The sequence below is a fragment of the Brevibacillus sp. MER 51 genome (assembly GCF_023714195.1).
Classification (GTDB): Bacteria; Bacillota; Bacilli; order Brevibacillales; family Brevibacillaceae; genus Brevibacillus.
Genome location: NZ_JAMAUS010000001.1, coordinates 823,483 through 840,294, shown reverse-complemented (window position 1 = coordinate 840,294; position 16,812 = coordinate 823,483). Strand labels below are relative to the sequence as shown.

Annotated in this window: 21 protein-coding genes; 14 read left to right on the top strand and 7 right to left on the bottom strand. The window is 44.4% G+C overall.

What is annotated here, in order from left to right; all coding sequences use genetic code 11:
* Nucleotides 1-6: 6 nt before the first annotated feature.
* Nucleotides 7-141: a ribbon-helix-helix domain-containing protein gene (locus tag M3630_RS03395; RefSeq protein ID WP_251251245.1), complete on the bottom strand. Its 135-nt coding sequence runs from the start codon at nucleotides 139-141 to the stop codon at nucleotides 7-9.
* Between the two features lie 106 nt (nucleotides 142-247).
* On the opposite strand from M3630_RS03395, the gene M3630_RS03390 reads away from it, so the two are divergent.
* From M3630_RS03390 to M3630_RS03380, 3 genes are all read left to right on the top strand, one after another.
* Nucleotides 248-1,042 (top strand): helix-turn-helix domain-containing protein, encoded by a 795-nt coding sequence (locus tag M3630_RS03390; protein WP_251251244.1) that lies wholly within the window; start codon nucleotides 248-250, stop codon nucleotides 1,040-1,042.
* Between the two features lie 219 nt (nucleotides 1,043-1,261).
* Complete coding sequence (locus M3630_RS03385) at nucleotides 1,262-2,488, top strand: transcriptional regulator (RefSeq protein WP_251251243.1); 1,227 nt, start codon at nucleotides 1,262-1,264, stop codon at nucleotides 2,486-2,488.
* A 473-nt stretch (nucleotides 2,489-2,961) separates the two neighbouring features.
* Nucleotides 2,962-3,114 (top strand): hypothetical protein, encoded by a 153-nt coding sequence (locus tag M3630_RS03380; RefSeq protein WP_251251242.1) that lies wholly within the window; start codon nucleotides 2,962-2,964, stop codon nucleotides 3,112-3,114.
* Here M3630_RS03380 and M3630_RS03375 read toward each other — a convergent pair.
* Entirely contained in the window at nucleotides 3,107-3,442 is a 336-nt protein-coding gene (locus tag M3630_RS03375) for a helix-turn-helix domain-containing protein (RefSeq protein WP_251251241.1), read from the bottom strand. The genes M3630_RS03380 and M3630_RS03375 overlap by 8 nt on opposite strands.
* 169 nt (nucleotides 3,443-3,611) lie before the next feature.
* Between M3630_RS03375 and M3630_RS03370 the strand changes: the two genes are divergently transcribed.
* From M3630_RS03370 to M3630_RS03360, 3 genes are read left to right on the top strand one after another with little or no spacing between them, the layout of a single operon-like run.
* Nucleotides 3,612-3,923 carry a helix-turn-helix domain-containing protein gene (locus M3630_RS03370; protein ID WP_251251240.1) on the top strand — a complete coding sequence of 104 codons (312 nt, stop codon included), beginning with the start codon at nucleotides 3,612-3,614 and terminating at the stop codon, nucleotides 3,921-3,923.
* Nucleotides 3,908-4,186 (top strand): DUF771 domain-containing protein, encoded by a 279-nt coding sequence (locus M3630_RS03365; protein ID WP_251251239.1) that lies wholly within the window; start codon nucleotides 3,908-3,910, stop codon nucleotides 4,184-4,186. Before M3630_RS03370 ends, M3630_RS03365 begins: the two co-directional genes overlap by 16 nt.
* A 36-nt stretch (nucleotides 4,187-4,222) precedes the next feature.
* Nucleotides 4,223-4,402: a hypothetical protein gene (locus M3630_RS03360; RefSeq protein ID WP_251251238.1), complete on the top strand. Its 180-nt coding sequence runs from the start codon at nucleotides 4,223-4,225 to the stop codon at nucleotides 4,400-4,402.
* Here the strand turns inward: M3630_RS03360 and M3630_RS03355 are convergent.
* On the bottom strand, nucleotides 4,395-4,622 hold the full coding sequence (locus tag M3630_RS03355) for a hypothetical protein (RefSeq protein WP_251251237.1): 228 nt from the start codon (nucleotides 4,620-4,622) through the stop codon (nucleotides 4,395-4,397). The genes M3630_RS03360 and M3630_RS03355 overlap by 8 nt on opposite strands.
* A 78-nt stretch (nucleotides 4,623-4,700) precedes the next feature.
* Here M3630_RS03355 and M3630_RS03350 point away from each other — a divergent pair, with 78 nt between their 5' ends.
* On the top strand, nucleotides 4,701-5,039 hold the full coding sequence (locus M3630_RS03350) for a hypothetical protein (RefSeq protein WP_251251236.1): 339 nt from the start codon (nucleotides 4,701-4,703) through the stop codon (nucleotides 5,037-5,039).
* Nucleotides 5,023-5,379 (top strand): hypothetical protein, encoded by a 357-nt coding sequence (locus M3630_RS03345; protein ID WP_251251235.1) that lies wholly within the window; start codon nucleotides 5,023-5,025, stop codon nucleotides 5,377-5,379. Before M3630_RS03350 ends, M3630_RS03345 begins: the two co-directional genes overlap by 17 nt.
* A 112-nt stretch (nucleotides 5,380-5,491) precedes the next feature.
* Here M3630_RS03345 and M3630_RS03340 read toward each other — a convergent pair whose 3' ends face one another.
* Nucleotides 5,492-5,995: a hypothetical protein gene (locus M3630_RS03340; protein WP_251251234.1), complete on the bottom strand. Its 504-nt coding sequence runs from the start codon at nucleotides 5,993-5,995 to the stop codon at nucleotides 5,492-5,494.
* 55 nt (nucleotides 5,996-6,050) lie between these two features.
* On the opposite strand from M3630_RS03340, the gene M3630_RS03335 reads away from it, so the two are divergent.
* The 4 genes from M3630_RS03335 (at nucleotide 6,051) to M3630_RS03320 (ending at nucleotide 10,699) form a co-directional block, all read left to right on the top strand.
* The gene (locus M3630_RS03335) at nucleotides 6,051-6,500 is read left to right on the top strand and encodes a hypothetical protein (protein ID WP_251251233.1); all 450 of its coding nucleotides are present in this window, start codon (nucleotides 6,051-6,053) and stop codon (nucleotides 6,498-6,500) included.
* Nucleotides 6,497-7,690: a DUF2800 domain-containing protein gene (locus M3630_RS03330; RefSeq protein WP_251251232.1), complete on the top strand. Its 1,194-nt coding sequence runs from the start codon at nucleotides 6,497-6,499 to the stop codon at nucleotides 7,688-7,690. Before M3630_RS03335 ends, M3630_RS03330 begins: the two co-directional genes overlap by 4 nt.
* Before the next feature lie 175 nt (nucleotides 7,691-7,865).
* Nucleotides 7,866-8,462, top strand: coding sequence for a DUF2815 family protein (locus M3630_RS03325; protein WP_251251327.1), 597 nt, complete (start codon nucleotides 7,866-7,868; stop codon nucleotides 8,460-8,462).
* Between the two features lie 278 nt (nucleotides 8,463-8,740).
* Nucleotides 8,741-10,699 carry a DNA polymerase gene (locus M3630_RS03320; RefSeq protein ID WP_251251231.1) on the top strand — a complete coding sequence of 653 codons (1,959 nt, stop codon included), beginning with the start codon at nucleotides 8,741-8,743 and terminating at the stop codon, nucleotides 10,697-10,699.
* Here M3630_RS03320 and M3630_RS03315 read toward each other — a convergent pair.
* Together M3630_RS03315 and M3630_RS03310 are read right to left on the bottom strand one after the other, a co-directional pair.
* Nucleotides 10,696-11,550, bottom strand: coding sequence for a hypothetical protein (locus M3630_RS03315; protein WP_251251230.1), 855 nt, complete (start codon nucleotides 11,548-11,550; stop codon nucleotides 10,696-10,698). The two genes, M3630_RS03320 and M3630_RS03315, sit on opposite strands and share 4 nt — an antisense overlap.
* A gap of 260 nt (nucleotides 11,551-11,810) precedes the next feature.
* On the bottom strand, nucleotides 11,811-12,263 hold the full coding sequence (locus M3630_RS03310; protein ID WP_251251229.1) for a hypothetical protein: 453 nt from the start codon (nucleotides 12,261-12,263) through the stop codon (nucleotides 11,811-11,813).
* Between the two features lie 183 nt (nucleotides 12,264-12,446).
* Here M3630_RS03310 and M3630_RS03305 point away from each other — a divergent pair, with 183 nt between their 5' ends.
* The gene (locus M3630_RS03305; RefSeq protein ID WP_251251228.1) at nucleotides 12,447-13,580 is read left to right on the top strand and encodes a DNA cytosine methyltransferase; all 1,134 of its coding nucleotides are present in this window, start codon (nucleotides 12,447-12,449) and stop codon (nucleotides 13,578-13,580) included.
* Between the two features lie 82 nt (nucleotides 13,581-13,662).
* Here the strand turns inward: M3630_RS03305 and M3630_RS03300 are convergent, their stop codons facing one another.
* Nucleotides 13,663-14,271 carry a hypothetical protein gene (locus tag M3630_RS03300; protein WP_251251227.1) on the bottom strand — a complete coding sequence of 203 codons (609 nt, stop codon included), beginning with the start codon at nucleotides 14,269-14,271 and terminating at the stop codon, nucleotides 13,663-13,665.
* Nucleotides 14,272-14,369: 98 nt separating this feature from the next.
* Between M3630_RS03300 and M3630_RS03295 the strand changes: the two genes are divergently transcribed.
* On the top strand, nucleotides 14,370-16,730 hold the full coding sequence (locus M3630_RS03295) for a virulence-associated E family protein (protein ID WP_251251226.1): 2,361 nt from the start codon (nucleotides 14,370-14,372) through the stop codon (nucleotides 16,728-16,730).
* Nucleotides 16,731-16,812: the final 82 nt, after the last annotated feature.

The following is a 16,812-nucleotide window of genomic DNA, read 5'->3' as shown; positions in this document are numbered from 1 at the left end:
TCTTTTTTATTTATGTCTTTTTTGAAGCAAAGTAACAATGTAATTGCTCAAGCTTCTGTTTTCATTTTTCGCTTCTTCTTCCAGCTTCTTTTTCAATTCAACAGGCATTGTTATAAGTGCTTTGGTAGTTTCTGATGACATGATATTCACCTCCTATCCAAAGTATAAACATTTTAATATAGTATTGCAATAGTTTGCATCTGTGTATATACTTTGGATATCTATTAGATATAAAGGAGATATCCGAATGGATAAGAGCATGCTTTTAGAAATGCAGCCATTTAGTTATTTTGCTTCAAAAGGGGAGCTAAGGCAGTCTATCAACGAACGGGTTAGGAAATTAAGAAACAAGCTTACTCCATCAACTTTGTGTGTTCTAGATGTATTAAGGTTACGATCGATGAAAGTTTTAGGAGTCGCATACCTAAAGATCGAAACAATCATGGCATTAACAAAAGTAAGCCGGGCAAGTGTGGAAAGGGCGATTAGGAAGTTGGAGCAGGAAGGGATTATAAAGCGAATCTCTACTTCCAGAAAAACGGGGCTCCAAGGAGCAAACATTTACTATTTTTTACCCTTGAATGACGGGGTTGAGCTGACGGGGTTGGACAAGCCTGAAACGCCTGAAAAATCAAAGGTTGAGGCTACCAAGCAGGAAGCTAATACAGGGGTTTTTAATACTCCAAAAAGACCAAAAGAAACTAAGAAAAATAACGTAAATGGAACGCACCTCGCGAAAGACAACTCTGTAGTTCCTTCTTACATCCCGAGAGATTTCGCTAAGCTGATCCAGCAGGGATTTTCATGTGGAAGAGTGATCAAGCAGTTCTGGAGCAAGGTGGTGATGTTTAAAAACGTTACTGGGTGGACTCGTAACGAAAACGTTCTACCAATTGCTGCAGATGCCTGGGAGTACACCAAGAACGAATACAAGAGGGATAAACGCGAATGGGAACTTGATCGATTCTTGAAATGCTTCTATGGGACGATGAAACGGATTGAAGAGAAAAGGGTTGAGGAGTACGCAGCGATTTGGACGTGATCCTAAAAAATAAAGTTGTGTAAGCAATAAATTTTTATTAAGAAAAATGTTATACTAATTGGGTGAATTTTACTTTTGTTAACAAGGAATCTAAAAACTGGTAAGAGCAAAAAGCCAACAGGATACTGCAAAGAAGGGGTCGGAAAAGTGAATATGGGAAACCTGTTGCCATCATTAGGAATGGATCTTTTTGCTTCTCAACGGGGAGAAGTGATTTGAATGGCTGTTCGAAATCGTGTAATAGCAGAGAGAGTCCAAGATGCAATCGAACATAGTGGATTAAAAAAACAGCATATTGCTGCGAATATCGGTGTCAATTATAAAGACTTTTGTCGATGGGTAGCTGGAGCAAGGCCATTTGAGATACATGCTCTTGTAGATGTTTCAGAAATGTTAGGGTTTCCAAAGGATTACTTTCTAAAGGACTTTTTGCGTGACTGCTGGGATGCTCCAAGAGACAAACCCCAAAGGATTAAGGAATTTCTAATCTATACCAAAGTAGAAAAACTTAATGAGTACACCACTGGGATGACTGATCTTTTGCTAGAGAGTGGCAAACAGTTAGACATCTTGGTTGCTGCTGGAATAGATTTAGAGAAACTTGGACTTCCTAATGATGCTCTATACTTTTACGATATGGTAATTGATAATGAGCGAAACCGCCTGGCAGAGTGCCTTGCATTAAGCTATTATCGGCGTTTTATGATTGTGCGAGATTGGGACATGGACTATGCATTTGAGGCAGCAACAAAGCTAGGTGAACATGTTAGGTCATTGCCTGACGATCTATTATTTGAAGCCTACGTGAATATCACAGCCGTTTTTTATGTGTTAGATAAATGGGATCATCTAATAAAATACGGTAATGAAGTATGTGGTATGCTTGAAATGACAAAGAAGGAAAATGCACGTCTGTATGCTAAATTTATGGCTCACTTAGGCTTTGCGTATAGGAAAAAGGGGCTCTTTTCTGAAGCTACAGAAACTGAAGAAAAATGCAGAGAACTTGGGGATAGCCAAATAAGTAGATGGGCTGATATGAACGCATGCTTAACTGCAATAGAAGCAGGAAAATATGATAAAACATACGAACTGATTGAGTTTATGAAAAAATACCGGGAAGATGCACCTAATAATCTTGACCATGTCCTAAAGGCGTTTCACGATCAAAAAAACTATCAGGATATGGCATGGGTACTATCATTATTCCCTCAAGAACTTAAATGTTTATTTGAAAAAAGAGACCCATACCATTCCAAGAAATCAATTCGGGTTAAATGTTATATTGCTGAACTATACTTTCATGACAATAGATATACAGAAGCCATGGATCTTCTTTTAGAGAGTTTAGCTACGGCTAAAAAACTGCGTCTCACAAATCAAGTCAATGAGTGTGCCGATATTATTTTTAAAAACAGCAAAATATTTGCTGCATGTGTTGAATAATTGTGTGAATTTAAAAGATAAAAAAAGAAGGCGAAAAGGTATCGATAACCTTTGCCTTCTTTTTTATTGTCGTGCTAAATCTTTACCATCCGCCTCCATTGTCGAGTGTATACATAATTGGAGGTTGTGGTTTCAAGTTGCCTTTTTTTGTACCATAATTCTCCTTCGCAGACCATCCACCTCCATTGTCCGCTGATACCCCTGTTGCTACCGAAAGAATAGATAAAATCATAGCTAGTGTAAGGAATGTACGTTTCATTTTTTCCACCTCTTTTAAGTCATTATATATTAATCATATAGTACCACAATAAGTATAAAATGTCGATAATTGTCGTTTTTTAGATTTGATACCCAAAATTGTAATTTAATTACTAATGGGTATTTTATGTATGATAGACTTGTGCCACTATATTTGAACATGTCTGATGAACATTAGGAATTACCATCAGGATGACTTTTCGGGGGATGAGATAATGGTAGAACTTAATTCATCAAAAGAAAATCAAGGAACAGTTCAAATGCCGCCTGAAGTAATAGAACTGTTTCGTGAAATAGCAAGAGACTGTAGCCTAGTAGAGATCAGAGAAATAATAGATACATACAAAAAAAGCCGCCAGGTCACTTAGACCGAGCGGCTTTTATACCGTTCTTGATAAACATCATGTGCTTTACAAAATCTTCACGTTCTTGTGCAGACAAAGTACCGTAGAAGTCGATCAGCTCTTGTAGATTCTCGTCTTCTTCCTGAGCTTTCTCTGACTCATCAATACCCAGCAAGTAATCTGTAGTCACTTTAAGTATTTCCGACAGGGAAGTCAATGTCTCAGGATCAGGCTTCCTTTTTTCGTTTTCGTATCGAGTAATTGTAGTCTCATTTACGCCCAACTTTTCAGCAAGGTCCTTTCTACTCATCCCCATAGCCAAACGAGCTTCTTTTATGCGCTGACCATACATTTATATATCCCTCCGTACGATACGTGCCACTATGGAACGTATTATAACAAATCACTCTAATGAAGTAAAACAAAAAATGCCAATTTGGAATTTTATAGTTGATTAATGCCATATTGGCATTTTATACTATAAAAACAGATTCCAAATTGGCATCAGGAGGTGATAGAAGGTGAAACTAGACGAACTAGACTTAGAGAAGATAAAGCAAATTAGGCTCAACAAAAAAATAGCTATAGAAGAGCTTTCACTCGCACTTGGATATAAGACGAGATATGGATACCAGCACGTTGAGAAGGGTAGACGGAAGCTGCCAGCATTCAAGATGCCTACACTATCTCGACTGTTAGGGACGCCGATTGATGACTTGTATAAGAAAAACTCGAATCTGGCTGGTATGGATAAATCAGTCAAATATTGCGATGGGAGTTTAGAATCCGTACCAAATGCTAGGGAGGAGAGAACTAAATGCGAAAACTTGTGACCGTAAATATTGATGAGCAAGAAGTTATGGACATGTGTCGTGAACGGGTAAATGAACTGGTAAAAGAGGTAGATGCAGAAAAAGTGTTTTGGGACACGACAGAGCTTAAAAAACGTACGTGTATGTGCTGGAACACCATACAGGATAAAGTTTTCTTTGATCCAAGATTCCCCAAATTTAAAGTCGGCGGGAAGTGGTACTTCCCTGCAAGAGAGACAAGAGAATTTTTGATTAAGTGGCTGTATGAACAGCCAAGGCATTGATTGATAGTAGACAAGCCTTAGAGGAGGTAAGTGGGGATGAGTGAGCAAAAAGAAACCACCGCGGACACGGTGGTTGTAGAGACATCAAAATCAAACATTGATGTTGCGATGAATTTGTATCAACTGATCAGGGACAAGCCTCTGAATGATATCAAAGAAATTGTTGAGTACCTGAGAATCATCGTCGCTAACAGAATAGCCAATCGAATCAAGTGAGTTTAACACCAACAATCAGTTCCTCAAATCCAGGGTCTTTCATATAAACTACTGCAAGTTTACCTTGTTTCTCTAACTCTTTCAGTTTGATCTCAATAATATTGCTATTATGCTGACCATAAATTGAGCAGGCATTAACAATATCAGCAAATGAAATCACACTTCCATAGTCTTCAAACGGAGTTATGGGCAAAGTTCGAAGCAATTGGATTAACTGCAATGGAAAACCTCCTTCCTGTGAGATTTTGGTAAGTTTGGACAGCTTCCAAATTCGACAGAAGGATGGAAAATCCTACAAATGAATATCCTGATCGGAGGGACAAAAGTCATGGGCGAATTTACACCTGTTTTTACAGAGCTGGAAATGGAAGTCACCAAAATACTCAATGAGAGGACTGCAATGGGCTTACAGGCTTCAATTTTGAGCGACACGACCATGAGCGCGTCGGGAGATGTTTATTCCCGCCACGTAGTAATTGGAGACACAGTAAGCTTGCACACTGTTCATCAGTTCTGTCATCAATCGCCAATCGGTAAGATCGATGGGTTTGGTCTTAGTGTTCATTGCGTAGGTGTTTCAGATGTTAGAAAGTATACGCGGTATTTGGATGGTGAGGGGTATGATGTACGACTTTGATTCTGCAATTAACCGAATAGCAGAGCTTTGGAGAATCTACCGTTCTCTGCGAAATAAGCCAGCTGATGGCACGTGGGACTGGTGGATCGTGAATGAAGTAAACGAGCTGGAAAAGGAAATGGCAGCTGCCAGAGAAAACGAAAAGGCCACTGCTCGCAACAGTGACCAATTCAACACACAAACAAATTTCAATAGTCCTATCCTACCACAGTTGAGCGTGGACAACCACTGTGATACGTCGTGGCTGTCCAAATCAGGAGACAAAAGCTCAATCAAGTTAAAAGCGTCCCTTAATGCGGATCTTCTTTACCAAGAATCAATCCTACGAGGTTACCAATAAATTCAAACACAAAGATTATTAGTTCCAATGGCTTCACACCCCAATTACTCATCTTGTATTTAAATACGAATGTTACAGAAATTGGTTTCAATGCACCTTCACAACAAACTGTTCATTCTGGATATGCTTGTCCGTCCCCTCCAAAGAGTTCTCGGACTACAGCATAAACTCGAACAGGGAGCGACGGAAAAACGATCGCGATGTGATTCGGCGCAATATTTAACTTCTTTGATTGAACGAGTACGAACGGAATAAAGCGATCAGATAGTTCTCTAACCAGCGCGTTCGCTTCAGACCACGTAACGACATAATAAAACGACCTTTCCACAGGGCTACACTCCTTTTTCTTAGAGAGTAACGTGGAAGAGTGGGACAAAAAAAGATAATGAAACGCGGGCTTCGGCCCTGCGTGCAGCTGATTGGAAATCGTCGGTTGCACGGAGGTTCGAACCTCCATGTAATACATAAGCAAGGTCCCAACGGGATCAGTCATCGGAGCTGTACGGCTGGCAGAGAGGTTGGGCTGTCGGCGGCCTTGGTAGAAAGAAAGGGTGATGGGATGCCCCGTAAAAAGTAAAAGACCCAGCGCGGCAACGCTGAGTCCAAAGCAAAGCATAATTCGATTGCCACCATTGTATATCGATGGAGGCCCAAAAACAAGGAGGCTATTTATGAACATCACTTTGAATATCGAAGCTGCCAACCCAGGTGAATTGCAGGAGGCTATTGTTGGTTTGGCTGGCATTGTAGGTTTCGTAACTGACGGCACGGGTATCCAGTTGCCTACTAATAAAGAAAATGGCGAAAAACCGAAACGCGGCAGTCGCTCTACTTCTAAACCGGACAAGCAGCAAGCGTCCGAGTCTGATTCAAAAGCAGAAGATGAGGTGGAAGACAAAAAAGCTAATGAGGATTCAAGTAAGGGCTTCGAAGATGGTGAAGGCGGAGGCCAGGACGTCCCTAGTGCCTCTGAGCTTTTAGCAAAGGCGCAACAGGTCGGCACAACACCAGAGGGCAAAAAAGCGGTCAGGGCGCTCTTGGATAGGTTTGAGAGTAAAAATATTTCTAATGTTCCAGAGGATAAACGGGCTGAGTTCATGGCTGAATTGGACCTGCTATGACACAGGCGCACGCTGAACGGGCACATGCCCTACTGAGTGCATCGGGGGCAAGTAGGTGGATTAACTGCCCCCCGAGTGCCCGACTAACCGAACACATTCCAGAAAGCCGTAGCGAATATGCAAATGAGGGAACGGCAGCTCATGAGCTTTCAGAGATACTGCTTCGCCGTAGTCTATATCCGTGTAACTCCAAAGAGCGTAAGCGCTTGGCTGATGCCCTACAGTTGTTCATGTCCACCAACCCATACTACGGTCCTGAGATGGAGAACGCTGTCCAGGATTACGTAGACATTGTGAATGAACGTTTCATGGAAGCAAAGTCTCGATCAAGTGCCGCGATGGTGTTGCTGGAGGAGCGCCTTGATTATTCCGAATGGGTGCCAGATGGCTACGGGACGGGCGACGTTGTTCTCATCTCAGATGGTGTCTTGGAAGTAATCGACTTGAAATATGGTAAGGGCGTACCGGTAAGCGCTGTTGGCAATCCTCAGATTCGGCTCTATGCCCTCGGTGCTTGGTCAGCTTACAGCTACCTTTATGACATTCAAGAAGTTCGCATGACTATCGTACAGCCAAGGCTCGATAGCGTCAGTAGCGATACGATGTCAATAGATGAATTGATCGAATGGGCAGAGTCTGTCGTGAAGCCTGCTGCAGCCCTCGCAGATGCCGGAGAAGGCGAGTACAAAGCAGGCGAACATTGCCGGTGGTGCAAGGTGAAAGCCAATTGCCGCGCCAGGGCAGACGAAAATATGAAGGCTCTTGCCCACGAATTTAAGGACCCAGCGCTGCTGGACAACGAGGAAATCGGTTCAATCTTGTTTGTAGCTGAACAGCTCAAAGCATGGGCCAAGGATGTCGAGGAGTACGCATTTGAACAGGCGAAGGCGGGCAAGAAGATTCCCCAATGGAAGCTAGTCGAGGGTAGAAGTAATCGAGCGATTTTGAATAAAGACGTGGCTTGGAAGGATCTTCAAGAGGCTGGCATTGATCAAGACAAATATCTGAAACCTCGTGAGTTGCTGGGTATTGGGGAGCTGGAAAAGCGGATCGGCAAGAAAGAGCTTGCTTCTATATTAGGTGACCTGATCATCAAGCCACAAGGCAAACCCGTTCTCGTCCCTGAAACGGACAAGCGTCCTGAATTGAACAGTATAGATGGGGATTTCGCAAATGAAGAATTTGCCTGAGCAGTGGGGAGTCTATAGTACTTGGTCAAAGCGGTTTTGTTTCGGGATTAAGGCTCCGACAAAGCAGCTCGCACGGAAGGAACTATTCGAGAAAATCGGTAAGGACGCTTACAAATGGCGATTTGAGATCAAGAAAATTAAGCCAATTCAACAAAATCAAAGGAGCGATATTCATATGACAATCGACAACACAACAACAAAGGTAATCACAGGAAAGGTACGTCTCTCGTACACGCATATCTTTGAACCGCAATCCATCGATGGGGGCGACGAGAAATACAGCACTGCCATTCTGATTCCTAAGTCTGACAAGGAAACACTTCGAAAGATCAAGGCTGCGGTTGATGCTGCGAAAGAGCAAGGCAAAAGCAAATGGGGTGGCAAGATTCCTGCAAACTGCAAAACGCCTTTGCGCGATGGTGACGAAGAGCGACCAGACGATGAGGCTTACGCTGGTCACTACTTCCTGAACGCGACAAGCAAGAACAAGCCAGGGATCGCCAAGCCGATCGGCAAAGATGGAAACGGAAAAACCAAGTTCCAGGAGATCACAGACACCACTGAGGTATATAGTGGCTGCTACGCAAAAGTAAGTCTGAACTTCTATCCATTTGACTCGAAAGGCAATCGTGGTGTCGCTGCTGGACTGAACAATGTAGTGAAAGTACAAGATGGTGAGTTCTTGGGTGGCCGTGCAAGTCTGAATGATGACTTTGCCGAAGAGGACTTCGATATCGACCTTGATGGAGACGATGAAGATTTCATGAACTAACCGAACAGGGGATTCAGTGATGGGTCCCCTTTCCTATATAAAAATTCGGGAGGTAAGGCGCTTTGAATATATTCAAAAGGCTTGCGGCTGCTGTAGTTCAACCTGAACAATATACAATCCGATTCTTCGGAACGAAGTGGAATAGCACCATTTCCATTCAGTTTCTTCGAAGTAACACGTTGGGGAAAAGAGGCTTGTACTTACACTCAGGGTTTGCAGAGCTGTACATTGGTCGGCTCAAGATCCGGTACTACAACAAGAAGTGAGGTCTGTAGTATATGACAGTTCTCCAGATTGACCTTGAAACTTTTTCATCTGTTGACCTAAAGAAATCAGGTGTTTATCGATATGTTGAAGCTCCTGATTTTGAAATCCTGCTTTTTGGATACGCCTATGGAGACGATCCGGTTACAGTTGTTGACCTGACTGCCTTTGAAGATGTGCCAGTTGAAGTCCTGCACGATCTGACTAACCCAAATGTCATCAAGACAGCTTTCAATGCTGGATTTGAACGGACGTGTATAACAAAGCAGTTCGGTATTACCTGCGACCCGCGCCAGTGGCGATGCACAGCAGTACATGCGCTCACACTCGGATTGCCTGGCGACTTAGACGGGGTAGCATCAGTGTTAAAGCTGGATGCTAAAAAGGATGCAAAAGGCAAAGCTTTGATCAAGTATTTCTCAGTACCATGCAAACCAACGCAAACGAATGGACAGCGTACACGAAACTATCCACATCACGATCCTGAAAAATGGGAGGACTACAAAGCTTATAACCAACAGGACGTTGTTGTAGAGCGAGAAGTGAGGCGTAAACTGGAGCGCTTCCCTGTTCCAGCTCACGAATGGCAACTTTGGGCTTTAGATCAGGAGATTAACGACCGTGGCACTCGACTTGATCGGGAATTGGTCCAGCAGGCTATCAGTTGCGACGAGCAATACGAAGCACGATTGTTGGACGAGGCGCGAGAGCTGACAGGGCTGGAGAATCCAAACAGCTTGGCGCAGGTCAAGGAGTGGTTGGCTGATCGAGGGCTTGAAACACCTGACGGATTAGCGAAGGAGTACATACCTGTCCTTCTGGATACCGCGCCGGATGATGAGACTCGTCGGATGCTGGAGCTTCGACAGGAAATGAGTAAAACCAGCGTGGACAAGTATCATGCCATGCAGCGTTCTATTTGCTCAGATGATCGCGCACGCGGGCTCCTCCAGTATTGCGGTGCAAACCGGACATGGCGCTGGGCTGGTAGGCTCATACAGGTGCAAAACCTCCCGCAAAACAAAATTGAGGACTTGGCTCTTGCTAGAGAGACTCTGTTGAGTGGTGACTTTGATTTACTTGAAATTTTGTTTGGAGCCCCACCATTTGTACTTAGTCAGTTGATCCGTACAGCGTTTATCCCTTCGGAAGGCAGCCGATTTATTGTTTCAGACTTCGCAGCGATTGAAGCCCGCGTTATCGCGTGGTTAGCGGACGAACATTGGGTGCTCGACGTATTCAAGGGCCATGGAAAGATTTACGAGGCTACCGCAGCAAACATGTTCGGTGTTCCACTTGAAACGATAGTAAAAGGGCACGGAAATTACCGATATCGTGCGCCTGGGAAAGTGGCTGTCTTAGCGTGTGGATTCCAAGGCGGTCCAGGAGCCATGGAGAACATGGACAAGAAGAAAGAGATTGATCCTGATGACTACCCACGACTCGTTAAGCAGTGGCGAAAAGCCAATCCGAACATCGTCAAGTTGTGGTATGCCGCAGAGGATGCAGCAGTAACAGCAGTGCGCGAGAAGACGACTGTCAAACTAGCGCATGGGGTACAGTACCGATACGCAGCAGGCATGTTGTTTGCAGATTTACCTAGTGGTCGAAGCCTTGCATACGTGAATCCACGAATTAAACCTGATCCTAAATTTAACAAGTACGGGCTGGTATTTGACGGGATGGATCAGGTCAAAAAGAAGTGGATGTCCCATCGGACGTATGGGGGGAGATTGGTGGAGAACCTAGTCCAAGCGATTGCGCGGGACTGCTTGGCTGAGAGTCTAATGCGGCTGGACAATGAGGGATACAAGATAGTCATGCACGTACATGACGAGGTTGTTTTAGATGTGCCGATAGGCACCGGATCAGTAGAGCATGTAACAGCAGTAATGGGGAGGCCCATTCGATGGGCTCCCGGTTTGCCACTGTCCGCTGCTGGATTTGAGTGCGAATTTTATCAAAAGGATTAGGCAGTATACCCAATATTGTTAAGAATTTCTATGACACAGTCTTGAATTGTAGTGGTTTGGACTTGAGCAATTTTTGGGTCCTCTACTAGATGGAGAACAATATCTGTAGATAAATCTTTTTGATTGGGACGGGTACCAGGCTCTAAACGCTGCAAGTAATTAATAACACCAACTTCAATCGCATTGATAATCTCTTTCTTTAGCCTGAATCGCACAGGTGGAGTTATTTGATGGGTATCCTTATTTCGGTTATAAGCTTGCGAAGATTTTAAGGAGGCAACATCAGATTGCATTTCGTTTAACTTATCAATAATTAAGTCAATCGGCATTACTTCTGTTTCATCCAGTTTAGCGACTTTAAATTGACCGAAACTTTTAAGAAAAGGTGAATGATTCGGATCTCTTAAAGAGTCTTCCAATGTTGCGATGGTTTTCCTGAGAAGAGTGTTTTTAAACTCAACAACCTTTGTAAATCTAAGGTCTCGCGGATATTCGACGTGCTCGATTCCGCCAGCGTCGAAAGTGTAGTTTGTTTTGTCATCCTTAATGATGATTGTCGGTTTGTCAAATGCAAGACGCATTCCTAATTCAAACATGACATTTGGGTTCTTGCAGCTCACATCACAGATTACAATATCGGAATTATGGAGTCCCTGAACAATCCTTTTGTGAATAAGCCCAACACTGTCAGACTCGCTAACCAACTTAGTTTCAAACTGGTATTTTTCATGATTTGAAAGGGCCTCAGTAATGATCGATTTTACTTCAAGCCAGTGTTCAGGTCCGCAGTTATCAATCATTGCAATAGGCATAACTAGCCCAACTTGAATTTTCTTTTTCTCAACGGTCATTTGAGAGTCTCCTATCTATCAACGAATTAGGAACATTATACCAATTGTAGGTATAAGAGTACATCGAAATTGTCGAATAATGCCGTCAATAGAAGGGGGACCCATGCTATCAGATGCAATTTCAAAAATAAGTACCGAAATGAACGGGAGCAAGGATGATGCATAAATTAAGTTCGGTGATTTCTTAATCCGTCACGTCGAGGTATATCCTGATGAGCTACTGGTTTTAAGCGTGAATTATAACAGAGGGATTAGCGATGCTAATTTAACATGTTTCTGCTTTTTAACAACTCTGCCCTTGCGTGGAAAATATCGCGCTTCCAAAGAATGATCTGCTGGATAGTCGGAACAGAATTGGTGTAGATAATGGAGTCTTCAATCTCAGCAATTATCATGCAGGCTTGGATTCTAGCTTTTTTTGCAAAGGGTTCCAAGTCGTCCCCACCTAAATCAAGAAACACACCATATGGTTCGTCAAGTAGCAAATCATGGAGTTTTTCAAGTGATGATGCTAGATTTGGCTGCCCAGGGCTATTAACCGCAGATAGTAAATTGTCCAATCGAATACCTATTTTCTTTATGTAAATTTGAAGACCATAAAGTGAATGGGATAATCGGGAAATTCGGTCTTTTTTTCGGTAGTAAACTGTGACGTATTTACCGAGAAAGTAACCAAGTATTGGGCCGACCAACACCCCCAAAACGAGGTTCAAAAGTAACTCGCCGACGTCCTTAAAAAGCCAAAAAATATAAAAGATTTGAGTGCCTACTATTGTTGTGCAAAGAATGAATATCGTGTTCTTTTCATAATGGCTTATTATTTATACCCTCCTCACTATAAAAATTTACATGTACTGCAATATTTTGTCTAGGTTTATCGAAAAGGGGTTGATTAGGTGAAGCAACTTGACTTATTTGCGGGGATCGGTGGCATAAGCTTGGCGGCAGAATGGGCGGGTATAGAAACCGTTGCCTTTTGTGAGAAGGAGCCATTTGCCCAAGGTGTTCTGCGCCGCCGTTTTCCTGGTAGACCTATATACGAAGATGTGTTTCAACTAACGCGGGAGGTATTGGAGAATGACGGTATCACAGACATTGACATCATTGCAGGTGGCTTCCCATGTCAACCTTTTAGCCATGCGGGAAAGCGCCAAGGTACGGGAGATGACCGCTACCTCTGGCCGGAAATGTGCCGAATCATTGGAGAAGTCAGACCCACTTGGGTACTTGCTGAAAATGTTGATGGACTCGTCTCTATGGCTCAGTCCGATTGGGAGTTTGTCATGGAAGAGGAAACAACAATATGCGAAGAAGCGGAAATGGTCCTCGAAACAATCAGGAAAGACCTTGAAAACATCGGGTATCGAGCCATCTCAATTATTATTCCAGCTTGCGGTGTCGGTGCCTCGCACCGGAGATACCGAATATTCATTTTGGGGTACACCGAGTGCAGCGGACGCAGTGGGGAGTCACGGAGGTGGTCAGGGGAAGAGTTTGCGGACGGATATTGCGAATTGGAAAAAGGGGATTTGGCCAACTCCTACAGCATCGGAGATAACTGCCAGAGAAAATATAGTACTGACGGAGACGGGCAGGCGAGAAATCAAAGGGGGCAAGAGTCACAGCATAGACTTGGCAACGAGTGTAAAGTTGTGCCCGACTCCAGCAGCGCAGGATGCCAAGAACGCTACGCTTCCACCCTCTCAAGCGAATCGGGATACTATCCCGGGTGCAGTCATGAGGGAAGGACAAACAGGGCAACTCAACCCGGAATGGGTGGAAGCCCTTATGAACTTTCCGATTGGGTGGACGGAATTGGAATGAATCTGCTGGACGCTCTGATCAATTTCATTTCCTCATATCCGCAACCCGCATTGATGGGGCAGGAGCAGCACGCCTGGGAGCCGCCACGGGTTGCAATTGGCGTCAAGAACCGGGCGGCTCGGTTGAAAGCTCTGGGAAATGCAGTCGATCCTCTTCAAGCTTTACCAATTTTATATGGTATACGGGTAATTAATGAGAGCTTTTAAGGAAAGTAAGATTGTTGACTACCTTTGAAAAGGAATTTGGAATCAAAAGGGCTAGTAGGTCTTTTGAGGAAGATTAAAGAGGTTATTCCTCCTTATCTTTGTCATGCAAAAAGAGGAAATGGGTTTTACCTGCCCCTGTTTTATGATTCAAAAAATAATTTTTTGAAGGGGTTACTCCCTTAAATTTGAACGGTTCCATATCTTCGTTTATGATGTTTTGCTTATTAAGATTACTGACGTGTTCTTTTAATTCGTTCATTGCTTGGACAAATTCTTCGTTTTGTTTTTTTAATTGTTCTAAACTTTGTGGGTTCTGGTCTGGTTGAGGTACATCTAGTACTTTACTAATTACTCCTTCAATGTCTTGACTAACGTCTGCTCTAATCTCCTTGAGAATTGCAATATCACTCGTTAACTTACTAAATTCAGATGTTAATTTACTTACTTCTGAAAGCATTTGGAAGCTCTGGCGTGAGGTTTCGTTAGATTGGATAAACGGAATTATGATTGCTACCCCAGCTAATAGTATTGAGAAAAGTGCAGCACCAAGAACAAGTTTTTCAGACAAGACTTCTGGATTAGGAATCCCATTAACAAGTAAGAACACAATCAAGATAACAGAAAAAATTTGTAAGTAGATAAAATCTTTAGTAGTGGGCCATTTCCTTTTTGGTTTAGTTTCTTCAGACATATTTGTCACCTCAAATCTATTGTATGGAAAATAATTCATTTGTCTATATCTGTTGATGGCTTCATAGGCAGATAGCCACAAGAAAGGGTGAACCTCCAATGCACGATATCGAACTTGATATATCATTCGGCAAGCATCGTGCGGACACGAACTGGAAGCCGGAGTACCTGACGTGGGTAGAGTTCGTTGACCGTCTGCGGAAGGTACGCCGGACGTCTGAGACGATGGCTCAGTACGACAAAATGAGTTTGCCTGCACAAGGCAAAGCCAAAGATGGGCCAGCTTTTGTCGGTGGGTTGATCCGGGGAGGTCGCCGTAAGAAAGAGAACGTCGACACGCGCTGCCTCATTACATTGGATGCTGACTATGCAAACGATGACTTCTTATTTGCTGTCGAGCTTGTGTTGGGTGGACGAGCCTATGTCGTCTACTCAACACATAGCCACCGTCCATATAAGCAGAAGTACCGCCTGATTGCTCCGATAGATCGAGCGGTGAGTCCAGACGAATATACGGCTATTAGTAGGAAGATTGCAGAGCAGATTGGTATGCATTATTTCGATAAGACGACATTCCGTATTCAGCAGCTCATGTTCTTGCCGAGCTGCTCCAAGGACGCTGAGCCGTTTATGGAAGTCTTTGAAGGTGATCCAATCAGTGCCGACGATGTCTTGTCTGAGTATGAAGATTGGCAGGACGTGATGAGTTGGCCAAGACATCCAGAAGAGCAGAAGGCACTCCGAATATCTGCTTCCAAAGCCCAAGACCCGAGGGAAAAGCAAGGCATTATCGGTCTTTTCTGCCGCGCATTCGGAATCGAGGAGGGCATTGACACGTTTCTATCTGATGTTTACGAATCAGGCTCTATGGCAAATCGGTACACATACGCTCACGGTTCATCCGCAAACGGGCTGGAGATTTACCCGGATCAAGAGTTGGCGTTTTCCCATCAGGATAGCGACCCAGTTTCAGACGGTAGGACATATAACCTCTTTGATCTTGTCCGTGTGCATAAGTTTGGCCATTTGGATGATCGGGTGAAAGAACATACGCCTGACGCTAAAAAGCCGAGTCATTTGGCAATGGAGCGTTGGGCAGCTGATCGGCCAGAGGTGAAAAAGCTGAGCTTTGAGGAGCGACAAGCGGAGTTTGCTGACATGGCAGACGAGTTTGACAACGGTGAAGACGATGAAGAGCCAGAGGACGACTGGGAAACGAAACTGGAGCTCCATCACAAAAGCGGATTGCCACTACCGACTGCCGGCAATGTTGAGTTGATACTGACGCATGGCGTTTGGCGAAAGGTTTTAGCGTACGATGCTTTTGGAAATTCCGAAGTAATTCGAAAGGCACTACCTTGGCGCGGTCTTGAGCGACCTGGGAGGCTTTACGAACCTTGGCTTGGTGCAGATGACAAAAGGCTGCAACACTGGTTCGCTAAAGTGCATGAAATCGGTTCAGGAAAAGTGATCCAAAACGCGTTTACCGAAGTCGTCCATAAAAACACGTTTCACCCGATCAAAGCGTATCTGGAGAGCGGTCTGTGGGATGGGGTGGAGCGTGCAGAACGGTTGTTCACCGTTTACTTGGGTGCCCCTGATACGCATTACGTTCGACAGGTGACAAGAAAGATGTTACTTGCTGCTGTAGCCCGTTTGTACCGTCCTGGTTGCAAGTTCGATCAGATGCTGGTTCTAGTGGGACCGCAGGGGGCTGGCAAGAGTAGCTTGTTGGCAAAGCTTGGGCGTGAATGGTTCTCTGATAGCTTGCGGACGTTTGAAAACAAGGAAGCTGGTGAACACTTGCAGAGCGGTTGGATCTTCGAGATTGGGGAGTTGTCTGCCATGAAGAAGACCGAGGTCGAGGAGGTCAAAGCGTTCTTATCCAAAACAGAGGACCGCTACCGCGTGGCCTACGACCGACAGGTGACGGAATTCCCACGTAAGTGCGTATTTTTTGGAACGACGAACACCCGTGATTTCTTGAGAGACGCTACAGGGAACCGCCGTTTTTGGCCGATCGAGGTAGCGCCAGAAAGAGCAGAGTTGAGCCACTGGACGCATTTAACTGAGGAAATGGTAAGCCAAATTTGGGCGGAGGTTTTGTGCTGGTTCAAGGCGGGGGAAACCTTGGAACTGGATCAGGAAGCCCGCGAGGAGGCAGAACAGCAGCAAGCTGCACATATGGAGAGTGATCCACGGGAAGGTCTTATTCAGGAATGGCTTGATACACCGATTGAGGATGAGTGGGCGGACGAGCCATCAGACCAACTACGGCAGCGCGTTTGTGCGGCCCAGATATGGACGGAATGTCTGGGTAAGAAGAGAGGCGACATGCGTCCTTGGGAAGGAAAAGAGATCATGGATATCCTGCGGCGCATTCCTGGATGGGTTGAGCGAAACGGGAAAGCAAAGATAGCTGAGTACGGCGTTCAGAGGGTTTTTGAGCGGTTGCCGTGACGGTTGCCGAGGGGTTGCCGTGGTTGCCGTGAAAGGTTGCCGTGGTTGCCGCGAGGTTGCCGTAACAGCCCAGTGCAAGGCA